Here is a 14,840-nt window from a genome sequence, read left to right as displayed (position 1 = left end):
AAGAAATGTCTAATATTGTAAAGGTAGTGGATTTGAGAGGTGAATTAGTTTTATACAGTAATAATTTAAAAGTTATAGTGCTGTAAATCAAATGAAAGGGTTTTGTGGTTCAATGCAGATCGCTACTCAAGAGGTGGTTTTGAATTTTTTTTAGTTGGGATGTTCGAGTGGTTTAAAGATGTGTTCTTTTAGGTTGTTTAGTTATTGAAAATATAATAAATGATATTAGCGCCCATTTTTAGTGCTTTCTCGCGTACTTCCTTTGGATCGTTGTTTACCTCAGGATCTTCCCAACCGTCACCCAGGTCACTTTCATAGGTGTATAATAAAACGAGTTTATTTTCGATAAATATTCCAAAAGCTTGGGGTCTTTTGCCGTCATGCTCATGAATTTTGGGTAATCCATTTGGGAAAGCAAATGGTTTTTGAAAAATGGGATGTGTGGCAGGAATTTCTACCAAGTTTGTATTTGGAAAAATTTTCTTTATTTCTTTTTTAATGTATTGATCCATGCCATAATTGTCATCAATATGCAAAAAACCACCTGCTAATAAATAATCTTTAAGATTACTGACTTCAGTATCATTAAAAACTACATTGCCATGCCCAGTTAGATGAATATATGGATACGACAGTAAATCAGTGCTTGACGTTTCAACAGTAGCTGGTTTTTGTTTAATGCGGGTATTGATATTGCTGTTGCAAAATTTAATTAAATTAGGCAATGAAGTTGGATTTGCATACCAATCTCCACCGCCACTGTATTTTACTAATGCAATTTCCTGCGCAAATAAGCTGGAGCTAAAAAGGATTATGAAATAAAAAAAATGTTTCATAGAATTGATTTTAGTTTTCGTTTGTGAAAATAACACTGTGACAGGCAACAATGGCAGCAGTCTCAGTTCTCAATCGTGTTTCGCCTAGCATCACAGGAGCGTATTCGTTTTCGATTGCTAGTTGTATTTCTTTTTCTGAAAAATCTCCTTCTGGACCTATCAAAATGGTATAGTCTACGTTTTTTTGTAGAATACTTTTCAATGATTTTTTTTCGGTTTCCTCGCAATGTGCTATGATTTTTACACCTGAAGGATTAAGTTTTATAAAATCTTTGAAAGATATAGCATCGTTTATTTTTGGTAAAAAAACGGCGTTTGATTGTTTCATAGCGGTTAACACTATTTTTTCAAAACGTTCTTTATTAATGTTTTTTCGTTCTGATCGATCACAAAACACGGGTGTGATTTCATGAACTCCAATTTCGGTTGCTTTTTCAAGGAACCATTCGTAACGATCATTCATTTTGGTTGGAGCTACTGCAAGATGCAGTTTGAAAGTTGAAGCTGCTATTTCTATGAACGAAATAATGTCAACAGTACATTTATTGTCTGACGCTAATGTTATTTGGGTTGTGAATAACAATCCATTTCCATTGGTAACATGAAGAATGTCGGCATCTTTCTTGCGTAAAACTTTTATTATGTGTTTGCTTTCTTCTTTGTCAAATGAAAAATTTTGAGTATTTTCATTTATTGCGGGGTTGTAAAATAATTGCATAGTGATTTAAAATTGTATTCTAGCTTTTGAAACTACATTAGAGTTTTCAAATGTTTGTGTTAAATATTTTTGATATCCTACAATTCCTATCATTGCAGCGTTATCGGTTGTGTATTCAAATTTTGGGATATAGGTTTTCCATCCGTATTTTTTTTCAGTTTCTTTTAAAGTTGCTCTTATTCCTGAGTTAGCAGATACACCACCGCCAATTGCAATTTGTTTAATACCTGTTTCTTTTACAGCAAGTTTTATTTTATCCATTAAAATTTCAATAATGGTATGTTGTATCGAGGCGCAAATATCGTTTAAGTTTTCAGTTACAAAATTTGGATTTTCGGCAGTTTTCTTTTGAATAAAATAAAGGATTGCGGTTTTTAAACCCGAAAAACTAAAATCTAGTCCAGCTACCTTAGGTTTAGTAAATGGAAATGCTTTTGGATTTCCTATTTGAGCATATTTGTCTATTAAAGGTCCGCCGGGATAGGGCAGTCCAAGGATTTTTGCACTTTTATCAAATGCCTCGCCTACAGCATCATCTGTGGTTTCGCCAATTATGGTCATGTTAAAATAATCTTCAACCTTTATGATTTGGGTATGACCTCCACTAATAGTCAACGCTAAAAAGGGAAAGCTTGGTTTTTCAAAGCCTTCTTCATCGATAAAATGAGCTAAAACATGGGCTTGCATGTGATTTATAGCTATAAGCGGAACGTTTAGAGCAAGAGCCAATGATTTTGCAAAAGAGCTTCCTACCAGTAAGGATCCCATAAGTCCGGGACCTTGTGTAAATGCAATTGCAGATAGCTGTTCTTTTTGTATATTTGCCTTTTTAAGTGCAGCATCAATTACTGGAACAATGTTTTGTTGATGAGCTCTAGAGGCTAGTTCAGGAACAACACCTCCGTATTGATTGTGAATAAGTTGGTTTGCTACAACATTTGATAGTACTTTGTCGTTTTTTAAAACTGCAGCGGCGGTATCATCGCAGGAACTTTCTATTGCAAGTATAAAAACCTCAGGATTTTGCATAAATGGGTATAAATTTTGAGTTACAATTTGTACGTGTGGTACGGATAGCATTTGTAATTTTCAAAATTAGAGAATTTTTAGCAAAGGAGGTTGTGTTTGTAAAAGCAAAATTGAATTTTAAATGAATTAACATAATTAAGTATCAAAAAAGTAATTAAAATAGTTTTTCGGGTTTTGATTGGGCTTCTAGTTCTGCTACTTGTTGCGGGTATTGTACTAACTATGCCAGCCGTGCAAACGCGTATAGCACGTTATTTTACAGATACTGTGAATAAAGATTATGGTACTAATATAAATGTTGAAGGTGTTTCAATTTCAGTTTTTGGAGGCGTTAAGTTTAAAAATGTTTTAATTAGAGATCACCGAAAGGATACTTTGATTTATTCAGAGCGCATTGCTACTACTATTCTTGAAGGTAAAAAAATGCTAAATGGAGATCTTATTTTTGATAATCTTGACGTATATGGGCTACTTTTTAACCTAAAAACATATAAGGGAGAAAAAGAGACTAACATAGATAAATTTATTAATTCATTTGAGACTGGAAAACCTTCCACTCAAAAATTTTTAATGAAAGCCAATGCCTTGCAAATTTATGACGGAAGATTTATATTAACTGATGAAAACAGAGAGATCCCAAAAGATGTAGATTTTACTAAATTGAATGCATCGGTTACTGATTTTTTAATTTTTGGACCAGAAGTTTCTACCAGTATTAATAAGATGTCCTTTCTAGATTTTAGAGGATTGTATGTTAAAAATTTGAAATCGAAATTTTCATATTCCAAAAAAAATATCAAACTTAAAGAACTTGATTTGCAAACCAAGGAATCTTCGCTCAAAGGAGAAGTTATTCTTAAATATAAAATTGAAGATTTTTCTAATTTTAATGACAAAGTAGTTTTTGATATTCAGTTAGATGCAGCCTCAATTGCATCAAATGATATTCGATATTTTTACAAAGAATTAGGTAGGAACCAGCGCTTTACTTTAAAATCAAAGATCAAGGGAACACTGAATAACTTACAGTTTTCTAAGTTAAACCTGGTAGATCAGCGTAAAACGCAGTTAATAGGAGCTGTTAGTTTTAAAAATTTATTTGCTAAAAAAGGACAACAATTTTCGATGTTTTCTAAATTTGAAAAATTAACATCCACTTATGATGATTTAATTGTTATTTTACCCAATATCTTAGGTAATAAACTGCCTTCTTCTTTACAAAAATTAGGACGTTTTACCACTGAAGGCACAGCGGCTGTTACTACTACAACCGTTGAAGCTGATTTTTCTATGATAACAGCATTAGGAAAAGTAAATTCAAATTTATACATTAATAATATCGATGAAATTGACAGAGCCTCTTACATTGGTACTGTAATCTTAGATGATTTTGATCTAGGTACCATGATTGATCAAAAAGATTTAGGAAAAGTTTCTCTTGATATTGATGTAGATGGTCAAGGATTTAATCAAAAATATTTGAACACAGCAGTGAATGGTCAAGTAAGTCAAATTGAGTTCAAAGGTTATAATTATACAAACATTACATTACATGGTAATCTAGCCAGTCCTAATTACATTGGAGATATCCAGATTGATGATCCTAATTTGAAAATGACTTTTGATGGCGCTTTAGATTTAAGTAAAAAAGATAGTAAATATGATTTTCAAATTAATGTTCTCAATGCCGATTTGAAAAAATTGAAGTTGATGAATGATCCTGTATCTATTTTTAAAGGAGACGTAGAGGTGCAGGCATCTGGGAATTCAATAGAAAATTTTGAAGGAACCGTTTTTATCAATAAAACATCTTATAAAAACGCTAAGGACACTTATTTCTTTAATGATTTTACTATAAACTCAATCTTTGATACAAATAGAGTAAGAACCATAACGGTAAATTCTCCGGATATTGTTCAAGGTGAGATTGTAGGAAGGTATGAATTCAATCAATTGCAAAATTTGGTAAAGAATTCTTTAGGAAGTTTATACACTAATTTTAAACCCTTAAAAGTTAAAAAAGGGCAGTTCTTGAATTTTAGTTTTTCTATCTACAATAAAATAATTGAGATTTTTTATCCAGATATTGCCATAGGAGCGAATACAATTGTTAAGGGGAATATCAGTTCAGATGATCATGAATTTAAACTGGATTTCAATTCCCCGCAAATAACCGCTTCAAACATCACTTTTGATAATATAAAAGTAGCTGTTGATAATAAAAATCCGCTTTATAATGCATATGTAGAACTTGATAGTATAAAAAGCAAGTATTATAAAATAAGAGATTTTAGTCTTATTAATGTGACACATAAAGATACTTTGTTTTTTAGATCCGAGTTTAAAGGAGGTCCAAAAGCCGAGGATTATTATAATCTCAACTTGTATCATACTATCAACAAGGACAATAATAATGTTGTAGGAGTCAGTAAATCAGAAGTGAAGTTTAAAGATTATTTGTGGTTTTTAAATGAAAATGAAACTCCGGATAATCAAATCGTTTTTGACAAATCTCTCGAGAATTTTGACATAGACAGGCTGGTGCTTTCTCATGAAAATCAATCTATAGCGTTGGATGGGAATCTAAAAGGAAGTGATTTTAAGGATCTGAAATTAAGTTTTAAAGATGTTAACTTAAACCAAATTACCCCCACAAACAACAAACTGGTTGTACAAGGAAATATTAATGGAGAGATAGATTTTAAGCAAAATAGAAATATTTACCAACCAACGGCCGAAATAGTTATTGATAAATTAAATGTAAACAAAACAGATTTGGGTGTTTTGAAATTTGATATTGAAGGTGACGAAACTTTCAAAAAATTTACGATAAACTCAAACTTAGAAAACGATAACTTAGAATCATTTAATGCCAATGGGAATTTTGAAATTATCAATAAAGAAACAATCTTAGACCTGAAATTAAAGTTTGATAAGTTTAATATTGGAACGCTTAATTCCCTTGGGGGTGATGTTTTATCCAAAATAAGAGGTTTTGTAGGAGGTAATGCGACCATTGAGGGCAACTTACAAAATCCGACCATTAACGGTAGATTATTTTTGGACAAAGCAGGTTTGACAATTCCATACCTAAACGTGGACTATGGTTTGAGTGACAATACTATAATAGATTTGACAAATGAGAAGTTTTTATTTAGGAATAATATCTTAACAGATACTAAATATGGCACCATAGGATATTTAAACGGGTATGTCGGACACAATAATTTCTCGGATTGGAAATTAGATTTAGCCATAAATTCAAAAAGATTAGTAGCATTAGATACAAAAGATAGTGAAGATGCAGCTTATTACGGAACGGCTTTTATTGATGGTATCGCAACAATTAAGGGTCCTACCAATAGTTTATTTATAAAAGTTGATGCCAAATCAGAAAAAGGTACAGCTATTAAAATTCCAATTAATAATGCCGAAAGCGTAAGTGATAATGTTTTTATTCATTTTGTTACAGAAAAAGAAAAATACAACATTAAGAACGGGATTGTTGAAAACATACGTAATTACAACGGTTTAGAACTTGAATTTGATTTTGACATTACTCCAGATGCTGAGGTTGAAGTTATTTTGGATCGAAATACAGGTCATGGTATGAAAGGTAAAGGTTTTGGGTCTTTGCTATTTAAAATAAATACCCTTGGTAAATTTAATATGTGGGGAGATTTCCAGGCATATGCAGGAACTTATAATTTTAAATATGGAGGATTTATTGATAAAAAGTTTGCTGTAAAAAAAGGAGGATCAATAACATGGGAAGGTAATCCTATGAAAGCACAACTGAATCTTGAAGCAATTTACAGAACAACCGCAAATCCAGCAGTTTTATTAGATAATGCTTCATTTAATTCTAAAGTTCCAGTAGAAGTTGTTATAGGTGTACGAGGAGATTTAACAAGTCCAGAACCTGATTTTGATATTGAATTCCCTACGGTGAGTAATGTTTTAAAATCGGAGATTCAGTATAAATTAAATGATAAGGATGTAAGGCAAACACAAGCTTTGTACTTATTGTCATCGGGTGGTTTTTTAAGCCCAGAAGGTGTAAATCAATCTGATTTTTCAGGGAGTTTGTTTGAAACAGCTTCGAGTATTTTGGGTGGAATTATTCGCTCAGATGATGAGAAATTTAAAGTAGGGCTTAATTTTATTGGAGCTGATAGGCGATTAGGAAAAGAAACTGATGGAAGATTTGTTGCTACTATTACATCTAAAATAAACGAACGTATTACAATAAATGGCAAGTTAGGGGTTCCGGTTGGCGGAATTAATGAGTCTGCAATTGTAGGTGATGTGGAAGTGCTGTATCGTGTTAACGAAGATGGTACTCTTAATTTAAGGCTTTTTAATAAAGAAAACGACATCAATTACGTAGGACAAGGTATAGGTTATACTCAAGGTTTAGGGGTGTCTTATGAAGTAGATTTTGACACTTTTAAAGAGTTGGTAAATAAAATCTTTAAAAATCTTAAAATAGAAAAAGTGCGAACATCGTTATCTGAGGACCAAGATTCTGAAATGGCTCCAGATTATATTGATTTTTCTAAATCCAAGAAAAAAACTCCAGAACCTATTAAGAAAAATCAAGAAGGACTTCTGCCAGAAGAGTATTAAACAAGAATATTGCTTGTAAATTATTCTTTTCTACAACGGCTTGTTATTTATTAGCAAGTCTAAATTATTTGGATTTTCTTTGAAATTTCCAAAACAAAATCCTTTATTTTATTTAGCATTAAAACGTTAATATTTTACTAAAAGTGAATAAATTTTAACTTTTAGTAATTAATAGCGTAATTTAATCGTGCTTAAAAAAAACTTATCAACGAAAACGTTTGAATTTAAGTCAGCCTTTTAATTATTAAAAAACACTGTCTCATAAGTGGTTAATGTTTGTTAGTTTTACACTTTAATATTATAAAAATGCCAAAAACAATAAAAAAAGTAGGTGTTCTTACCTCTGGTGGAGACTCTCCAGGAATGAATGCAGCAATTCGATCTGTAGTTAGAACTTGCGCTTACCATAACATAGAATGTATCGGGATTTATAGAGGGTACCAAGGTATGATTGAAGGCGACTTTAAAGATATGGGACCTCGTAGTGTAAACAATATTGTAAATAAAGGAGGAACCATATTAAAATCTGCACGTTCTTTAGAATTTAAAACTCCAGAAGGTAGAAAAAAGGCACATGAAAATTTGACCAAAGCAGGTATAGATGCTCTGGTTGTAATAGGAGGTGACGGAACTTTTACGGGTGGATTACTATTTAATTCAGAATTTAATTTTCCTGTAATGGGAATTCCAGGAACTATAGATAACGACATATTTGGTACCAGCCATACTTTAGGTTATGATACTGCACTTAATACAGTTGTTGACGTTATTGATAAAATACGAGATACAGCAAGTTCACACAACCGCTTATTTTTTGTTGAGGTGATGGGTAGAGATGCGGGACATATTGCCTTGAATGCTGGTATAGGCGCTGGAGCAGAAGAGATATTGATTCCTGAAGAAGATTTAGGCTTAGATAGATTGCTTGAATCTTTACAAAAAAGTAAGGCTTCTGGAAAATCATCAAGTATAGTAGTCATTGCCGAAGGAGATAAAATTGGTAAAAATGTATTTGAGCTTAAGGATTACGTAGAGGCTAATTTACCAGAATATGATGTTAGGGTTTCGGTTTTGGGGCATATGCAGCGTGGAGGATCTCCTTCTTGTTTTGATAGAGTTCTAGCAAGTAGGTTAGGTGTTAAAGCAGTTGAATCGTTACTTGAAGGTAAATCAAGCTATATGGTTGGGTTACAAAATGATCAAGTAACATTGACACCTTTGGAACAAGCTATTAAAGGAGAATCCATGATTGATAGAGAATTATTAAGAGTATCAGACATCATGTCGACATAGTTAATTAAAGTTTATTGTGAGGAAATTAGACTTTAGGTAGAAAAGAAAAATAAACAAAAAAAATTAAATTAAAATGTCAAAAGTAAAATTAGGAATCAACGGATTTGGTAGAATTGGAAGAATCGTTTTTAGAGAAACTTTTAATAGAGATAATGTAGAGGTAGTAGCAATAAACGATTTATTAGATGTAGATCACCTAGCTTATTTGTTAAAATATGATTCAGTTCACGGTCGTTTTGACGGTACTGTTGAAGTCAAAGAAGGAAAATTATATGTAAATGGAAGAAACATCCGTATCACTGCCGAAAGAAATCCAGCTGATTTAAAATGGAATGAAGTAGATGTTGATGTAGTTGCTGAATGTACAGGTATCTTTACAACAATTGAAACAGCTAGTGAGCATATTAAAGGTGGTGCAAAAAAAGTTATTATTTCTGCTCCATCTGCAGATGCACCAATGTTTGTAATGGGAGTAAATCATGAAACTGCAAAAGCAACTGATTTAGTGGTTTCTAATGCGTCTTGTACTACCAATTGCCTAGCTCCATTAGCTAAAGTTATTCATGATAATTTTGGAATTGTAGAGGCGTTAATGACTACTGTTCATGCGACCACTTCAACTCAAATGACAGCAGATGGTCCATCAAGAAAAGACTGGAGAGGCGGACGTGCTGCAAGCGTTAATATTATTCCGTCTTCTACAGGGGCCGCAAAAGCAGTAGGTAAGGTTATTCCTGAATTGAATGGAAAATTAACTGGTATGGCTTTTCGTGTTCCTACCGTTGATGTATCTGCGGTAGATTTAACGGTCAAAGTGGCTAAAGAAACTTCATACGAAGAGATAATGGCAGTTTTAAAAAATGCTTCTGAGACAACAATGAAAGGAATATTAGGCTATACAGAAGATGCAGTAGTATCACAAGATTTCATCTCTGATAAAAGAACTTCAATCGTAGATGCCACTGCAGGAATTGGATTGAATTCTACTTTTTTCAAATTAGTTTCTTGGTATGACAATGAGTATGGTTATTCAAGTAAATTAATTGATTTATCTGTGCACATAGCAGGGTTAAAATAATTCTTTATATATTTACAAATCCCGTTATCATGCTGTAACGGGATTTTATTTTTTGTTGCTTAGGGATACAGATTAGATAGTTATAACTTTGTAATAACCGGCAACACACACCAATAAACTAAAAAAAAAATGAAACTAATAGTTGATAGCGGATCTACAAAAGCCGATTGGATTGCGATAGATGACGATGGTAAAATTTTATTTACAACACAAACACTTGGGTTAAACCCCGAAGTGCTGGAAACGGATAAAATTATTGAAAGATTGAACGATCGTTTTGATATTTTACACAATAAGCAAAATGCTACTCATTTATTCTTTTATGGTGCTGGTTGTGGTACTGAAAGGATGAAAGTAGCACTTTCTCAAGTTTTTCAAAACTATTTCAGTAATGCAATCATTGATGTTAGAGAAGATACATATGCAGCTGTATATGCTACAACTCCTAAGGGGGAAAAAGCAATAGTTTCTATACTGGGAACAGGTTCAAATTGCAGTTACTTTGATGGTAAGGAATTGCATCAAAAAGTGCAATCTCTGGGTTATATTGCTATGGATGATTGCAGTGGAAATGTTTTTGGGAAAGAATTAATTAGAAAGTATTACTTTAATAAAATGCCAAAAAATTTGGCTGTTGAATTTGAAAAAGAGTATGACTTGGATCCAGATGCTATTAAAAGCAAGTTGTATAAAGAACCTAATCCGAACGCTTATCTGGCTACCTTTGCTAAGTTTTTAATTCAACATAAAGAAACAGAGTTTTGCAGGAAAATAATCTTCAAGGGAATGAAGTCCTTTGTTAAAAATTATATCAAACAATTTGACAACTGTAAAGAAGTAAAAGTTCATTTTGTAGGTTCAATTGCTTTTTACTTAAAAGAGGAATTACAGGAAACTTTTGATAAATATGAACTACAATTGGGGAATGTTTTAAGAAGACCTATTGATGGTTTGATAGCTTACCATAATTTAAATAAATAGAATTAAATTATAAAAGTCCTTACTAATTTTAATCAAGCGATGCTTTTTTAAGAATTAGTAAGGACTTTTTTTATGGCCAATTTGTCGTTTTAAACACTATAGATTTATTTTACAAAATAGCAATCATTGAAATTTCTACATTAACATTTTTTGGCAAACAAGCTACTTGAACCGTTTCGCGAGCAGGAGCTGTTTTTTCGTCAAAATAGGAACCATAGACTGTATTTATTGGAGCAAAATCATTCATGTCCATGATGAAGATAGTTGTTTTAACAACATTTTCAAATGTCATATTTGCTGCTTCAAGAACAGCTTTCATGTTTTGCATTACTTGCTCCGTTTCGGCCTCAATAGAGGATGTTATTAGTGCTCCAGTTGACGGATCTAATGCAATTTGACCAGAAGTGTAAAGTGTATCTCCTTTTAGTACCGCTTGACTATAAGGACCTATTGGAGCAGGAGCTTTTTCAGTAAAAATTATTTTTTTCATGTAGCATTTAATTTGAATTAGTTTTAAAAAGTTACCTGTTTATGGTACTTCGCTTATCCCATTTGATATCACTTAATACGCCAGATTTTATCCCGATAAAGAAACCCCAGTTTGCATTTGTTCCAAAAGGGGACCAGTTAAAATCCATTCGCCAGCTTAACAAATCACGTTCAAAACGCAATTGAGTAAACGTAACTCCTTTTTGAACAAAGTCATATCCTGTTGATACACCAGCTTTCCATTTTGGTGTTATGTCAGCATTGGCAGATATCATAATTGAGTTTCCAATGATTTTATTTTCTCGATTATTGTTTCCATAAGTTAGGGAATAAGCAAATGTCATGTCCCAAGGTAATTTGGAATGAAAAAACTCAGAGTCTTTATTTTCTTCTTCACTTTCTTCATCCTTATCAAATAAACTTCGACGGCTATCGCCAAGATCAACATTGGTTCCAAATAAATCGTCTTCTCGACCACCATTTCGTTTGCTTAATGAATTTTTATCTTTCTCATTTTTATCTTTTCCTTTGCTTGAAATGGCGTAATTTAAAGTCATGTTTGAGCTAGTCATTCTAAAAAGACTTCCACCGTTATTAATGTTAAACACATTTATGCGGTTACCTGAATTATCAATAGCGTAAGGGTCAAGAGTGGCTCCAAAATTGACATTCATTTTGTTATCTAGTAAATTTGTACCCCCACTTACTCGCACTGGTGCAAATGCTAACGTAGTTTTACCATCGGCATTCATGTTGTATGATGTAGAAAAGTTGAGGTTGTTAAGAAGCATTATTTTTTTGGATTCTACTTTAGTGCTGTCTCTATCTGTTACCTTTGCTTCCAGCGTATTACTTAAATCAAAACCTAAAATGTTCGAATTGGTTAATCCTGGTGCACCATAAATTCCGTTTTCAAATCGGGTATATTGACGCATTGTTCCAGAGCCATCGGCAGCATAAGTATCGTAATATTTTTCAAAACTTGGCGTGTACCCATAAGAAATGGAGGGTCTCATTACATGACGTATTGCTTTTATTTTTTTGTTTTCGCCAAAATTAAAAGTTCCATATATTGTTGTTCCTACACTTGATGAAAAAGAATAGGTTCTAAAAGCGTCAAAACCATTAACTGTTCTATCAATTACTCGGTTTTGTTCTATGTCAAAGCTTTTGTTAATGGTTTTGGTATACCAAATTTCTTCATAATTCAATGATGTTGTGGCGCTAAAATATTTGAATATTTTAAAATTGGTACTCAACGGGATGCTGTGTTGAAAACCTACTTTGGCATCACGAAACATCTCAGGTTTAAAAAACAAAGAGTCATTAGTAACGATATTGTTTCTACCGTTTAGGTTGTATTGTAAATTGATGTTCTTAAAAAAACCTTTTCTCACGCCGTCTTTACCCACAAAAGGATACATTCTATCTACACTTAATTGTAGTGTAGGTAAGGTCATGTTGATTTCTTCGGTTTGTGTGTTTTGAGAATGGGTAGCCGTCAATGACATTCTCACTTGTGGAACTGAAGTGAATGTTTTAGAATATGATATGGAAGAGCTAAGTGTGTTGTTTAGGTTTGAGCCGATATTTACTTGATTAATGGACTGCTGGAAATACTTGCTGCTTCCTAAATTCACAGAAGCTGAAAAAGTAGAATTTGGACTGGATTTTGTATCCTTCGAGTGGGACCATTGGATGTTGTAAATGTTTTGTTTGGAATAGTCAGGATAGCCTCTTTCGCTATTAATTAAATTTTCAAAACGCACATTAATGTTACCACGATAATTGTATCTTTTGGCATAGCTTGACTCAAAACGCATTCCATAGCTACCATTGGTATAATAATCTCCTAATACGGTTAAATCATAATTATCGCTCAAGGCAAAATAGTAACCTAAGTTTTGCAAAGAAAAACCACGGTTGTTGGAGTCATTATAACTAGGTAATATTAAACCCGAAATGCTGGTTTCCTTGCTCATAGGGAAAAAAGCAAATGGAAGTGCTATAGGGGTAGGTACATTTGCAATAACCATATTAGTTAATCCAGTAACTACTTTTTTTCCAGGAATAAATTTTACTTTATTAGTTTGGAAATAATATTCAGGATTATCTACATCTTTTGAAGTGGTGAAACGGGCTCCTTTTAAAAAATAAACCGAATCATTTTCTTTTTTAGTTACAGCAGCTTTTATTTTGAACTCCCCTTGATCTGATCTTGAATTCCAAATTAACGCTTTTTTTGTTTTGAAATTAAACCGAATAGAATCCGGTTCTACCACATTTGTACCTTGCTTGAAATTTGGATACTGAATGTAAGCACCTGCAGAGTCTTTTAATCGTCCAGCATAGACTTCATTTTTTTCATAATCAAGTACTATTATGCCAGATTTAAGTTCGACATCTTCATAATATAATTCTGCTTGATCGTTTAATGTGATTAATTTTCTCTTTTGATCAATTTTGACATACTTACTGGCTTTATAACGTACTTTGCCGTTCAAAAATACTTTTTTGTTTTTTAAAGTGTCAATCTTAATAGTGTCTGCTTTTTTTACATCAAGAGTAGCATCCGTTTTATTTGTAGATGATATTTTTGGTTTGGATTCAATTTTATTTTGAGCTTTTATATTCGGCTTTTTTTTATTGATATCTTGGGCGTATGCTGTACCTGAACCTATTGATAAGAGAATAGATATTAAAACGATATTAAATAAGTTTGTATTCAAAGGTTTAAATGCTATTTTTGTAAAATGATGGCCTATTTTTTGAGGAGTCAAACTTACAGATTATTTTTGGTCAAAAATAGTCAAATTAATAATTTTATAGAGTTACTTACTTAAAAAACACTTATATTTATAGTAAATACAAGGATATGGAAAGTATATTTCAGGGGGAGAATATTTTAGAGTTCATAAAGACATTCCCAGACGACCAAAGTTGCCGTGAATTTATAGCCAATGAGAAGTGGAAAGACGGCTATAGATGTAAACGTTGCGAGAATACGAAGTATGTTTATTTTGAAAAACACAATAAAAGAGAGTGTACCAAATGTAGATATAAAGAGAGTGCAACGGCAGGAACTCTTTTTCATAGAGTTAAATTTGGAATTCAAAAAGCATTTTGTATTGCCTTTGAAATGACTTGTACAACCAAATCAATATCCTCAACTCAAGCGGCAAAACGCTATGGAATAACTCAAAAGACTTCTTGGTTGTTTATGCAAAAAGTAAGACTTGCGATGAAGTCCTCAAAACAGTATCCAATGACAGGAAATGTACAAGTTGATGAATTTGTAGTTGGCGGAAAAGAAACAGGAAAACAAGGTAGAAGTTACGATAGCAAAAAGGCAAAAGTTGCTTGTGCTGTTGAGCTGACAGATGAAGGAAAGATAAAAAGAGGTTATGCAAATGTTATTGATGATTATTCTGCAAAGTCAATAAAACCATTATTTGACGAGCATATAAGTAAAGATGCGAATATTAAAACAGACCAATGGACAGCTTACAAAATAATAGCAAAGAGCTATAACATCGTCCAAGAAAAAAGCGTTCCTGGGAAAAACTTCAAAGAAATGCACACTATTATTCATCAGGTAAAAACTGCAATAAGAACGATTCAATCACACGTCAAAAAGGAACATCTCCAAAAATATTTAGATGAATATTTTTATCGACTGAACAGGTCAATTTACAAAGATTCTATTTTTGATAATATATTCAAACGATTAGTCTCACATCCGCATCAGGGTTGGAAGCAAATCGTAGTCATTAAGTAAGTAACTCGA

The 14,840-nt window shown here is 32.5% G+C and carries 10 protein-coding genes; 5 read left to right on the top strand and 5 right to left on the bottom strand.

Annotated features, from left to right (window positions below):
• Positions 1–197: 197 nt before the first annotated feature.
• From FJV36_RS07040 to tsaD, 3 genes are read right to left on the bottom strand one after another with little or no spacing between them, the layout of a single operon-like run.
• Complete coding sequence (locus FJV36_RS07040; RefSeq protein WP_158730519.1) at positions 198–836, bottom strand: DUF4159 domain-containing protein; 639 nt, start codon at positions 834–836, stop codon at positions 198–200.
• Positions 837–846: 10 nt separating this feature from the next.
• Complete coding sequence (locus FJV36_RS07035) at positions 847–1,554, bottom strand: 16S rRNA (uracil(1498)-N(3))-methyltransferase (protein WP_158730518.1); 708 nt, start codon at positions 1,552–1,554, stop codon at positions 847–849.
• A gap of 6 nt (positions 1,555–1,560) precedes the next feature.
• Positions 1,561–2,583 (bottom strand): tRNA (adenosine(37)-N6)-threonylcarbamoyltransferase complex transferase subunit TsaD, encoded by a 1,023-nt coding sequence (gene tsaD, locus FJV36_RS07030; protein WP_158730544.1) that lies wholly within the window; start codon positions 2,581–2,583, stop codon positions 1,561–1,563.
• 222 nt (positions 2,584–2,805) lie between these two features.
• Here tsaD and FJV36_RS07025 point away from each other — a divergent pair, with 222 nt between their 5' ends.
• From FJV36_RS07025 to FJV36_RS07010, 4 genes are all read left to right on the top strand, one after another.
• Positions 2,806–7,212, top strand: a complete 4,407-nt coding sequence (locus FJV36_RS07025; protein ID WP_158730543.1) for a translocation/assembly module TamB domain-containing protein — start codon at positions 2,806–2,808, stop codon at positions 7,210–7,212.
• A gap of 306 nt (positions 7,213–7,518) precedes the next feature.
• Positions 7,519–8,505, top strand: coding sequence for a 6-phosphofructokinase (gene pfkA / locus FJV36_RS07020; RefSeq protein WP_086454612.1), 987 nt, complete (start codon positions 7,519–7,521; stop codon positions 8,503–8,505).
• Between the two features lie 73 nt (positions 8,506–8,578).
• Positions 8,579–9,583: a type I glyceraldehyde-3-phosphate dehydrogenase gene (gene gap, locus FJV36_RS07015; protein ID WP_158730516.1), complete on the top strand. Its 1,005-nt coding sequence runs from the start codon at positions 8,579–8,581 to the stop codon at positions 9,581–9,583.
• A gap of 129 nt (positions 9,584–9,712) precedes the next feature.
• On the top strand, positions 9,713–10,564 hold the full coding sequence (locus tag FJV36_RS07010) for an N-acetylglucosamine kinase (protein ID WP_158730514.1): 852 nt from the start codon (positions 9,713–9,715) through the stop codon (positions 10,562–10,564).
• Between the two features lie 109 nt (positions 10,565–10,673).
• Here the strand turns inward: FJV36_RS07010 and FJV36_RS07005 are convergent, their stop codons facing one another.
• Both FJV36_RS07005 and FJV36_RS07000 read right to left on the bottom strand, forming a co-directional pair.
• Positions 10,674–11,054, bottom strand: a complete 381-nt coding sequence (locus tag FJV36_RS07005) for a RidA family protein (protein ID WP_158730512.1) — start codon at positions 11,052–11,054, stop codon at positions 10,674–10,676.
• Positions 11,055–11,085: 31 nt separating this feature from the next.
• Positions 11,086–13,833 carry a putative LPS assembly protein LptD gene (locus FJV36_RS07000; RefSeq protein ID WP_158730510.1) on the bottom strand — a complete coding sequence of 916 codons (2,748 nt, stop codon included), beginning with the start codon at positions 13,831–13,833 and terminating at the stop codon, positions 11,086–11,088.
• Between the two features lie 95 nt (positions 13,834–13,928).
• On the opposite strand from FJV36_RS07000, the gene FJV36_RS06995 reads away from it, so the two are divergent.
• Positions 13,929–14,831: an IS1595 family transposase gene (locus FJV36_RS06995; protein ID WP_158728025.1), complete on the top strand. Its 903-nt coding sequence runs from the start codon at positions 13,929–13,931 to the stop codon at positions 14,829–14,831.
• Positions 14,832–14,840: the final 9 nt, after the last annotated feature.

It is taken from the genome of Flavobacterium sp. I-STPP5a (assembly GCF_009764685.1).
In the GTDB taxonomy this organism is placed as follows: Bacteria; Bacteroidota; Bacteroidia; order Flavobacteriales; family Flavobacteriaceae; genus Flavobacterium.
The sequence above is the reverse complement of the archived record's forward strand: the minus strand, read 5'-3'. Positions and strand labels throughout refer to the sequence as shown.

What these genes read in the sequence shown, in the direction of transcription:
- FJV36_RS07040 (WP_158730519.1), bottom strand. Translation starts at nt 836, where the DNA reads ATGAAACATTTTTTTTATTTCATAATCCTTTTTAGCTCCAGCTTATTT.
- FJV36_RS07005 (WP_158730512.1), bottom strand. Translation starts at nt 11,054, where the DNA reads ATGAAAAAAATAATTTTTACTGAAAAAGCTCCTGCTCCAATAGGTCCT.
- FJV36_RS06995 (WP_158728025.1), top strand. Translation starts at nt 13,929, where the DNA reads ATGGAAAGTATATTTCAGGGGGAGAATATTTTAGAGTTCATAAAGACA.
- FJV36_RS07035 (WP_158730518.1), bottom strand. Translation starts at nt 1,554, where the DNA reads ATGCAATTATTTTACAACCCCGCAATAAATGAAAATACTCAAAATTTT.
- gap (WP_158730516.1), top strand. Translation starts at nt 8,579, where the DNA reads ATGTCAAAAGTAAAATTAGGAATCAACGGATTTGGTAGAATTGGAAGA.
- tsaD (WP_158730544.1), bottom strand. Translation starts at nt 2,583, where the DNA reads ATGCAAAATCCTGAGGTTTTTATACTTGCAATAGAAAGTTCCTGCGAT.
- pfkA (WP_086454612.1), top strand. Translation starts at nt 7,519, where the DNA reads ATGCCAAAAACAATAAAAAAAGTAGGTGTTCTTACCTCTGGTGGAGAC.
- FJV36_RS07025 (WP_158730543.1), top strand. Translation starts at nt 2,806, where the DNA reads ATGCCAGCCGTGCAAACGCGTATAGCACGTTATTTTACAGATACTGTG.
- FJV36_RS07010 (WP_158730514.1), top strand. Translation starts at nt 9,713, where the DNA reads ATGAAACTAATAGTTGATAGCGGATCTACAAAAGCCGATTGGATTGCG.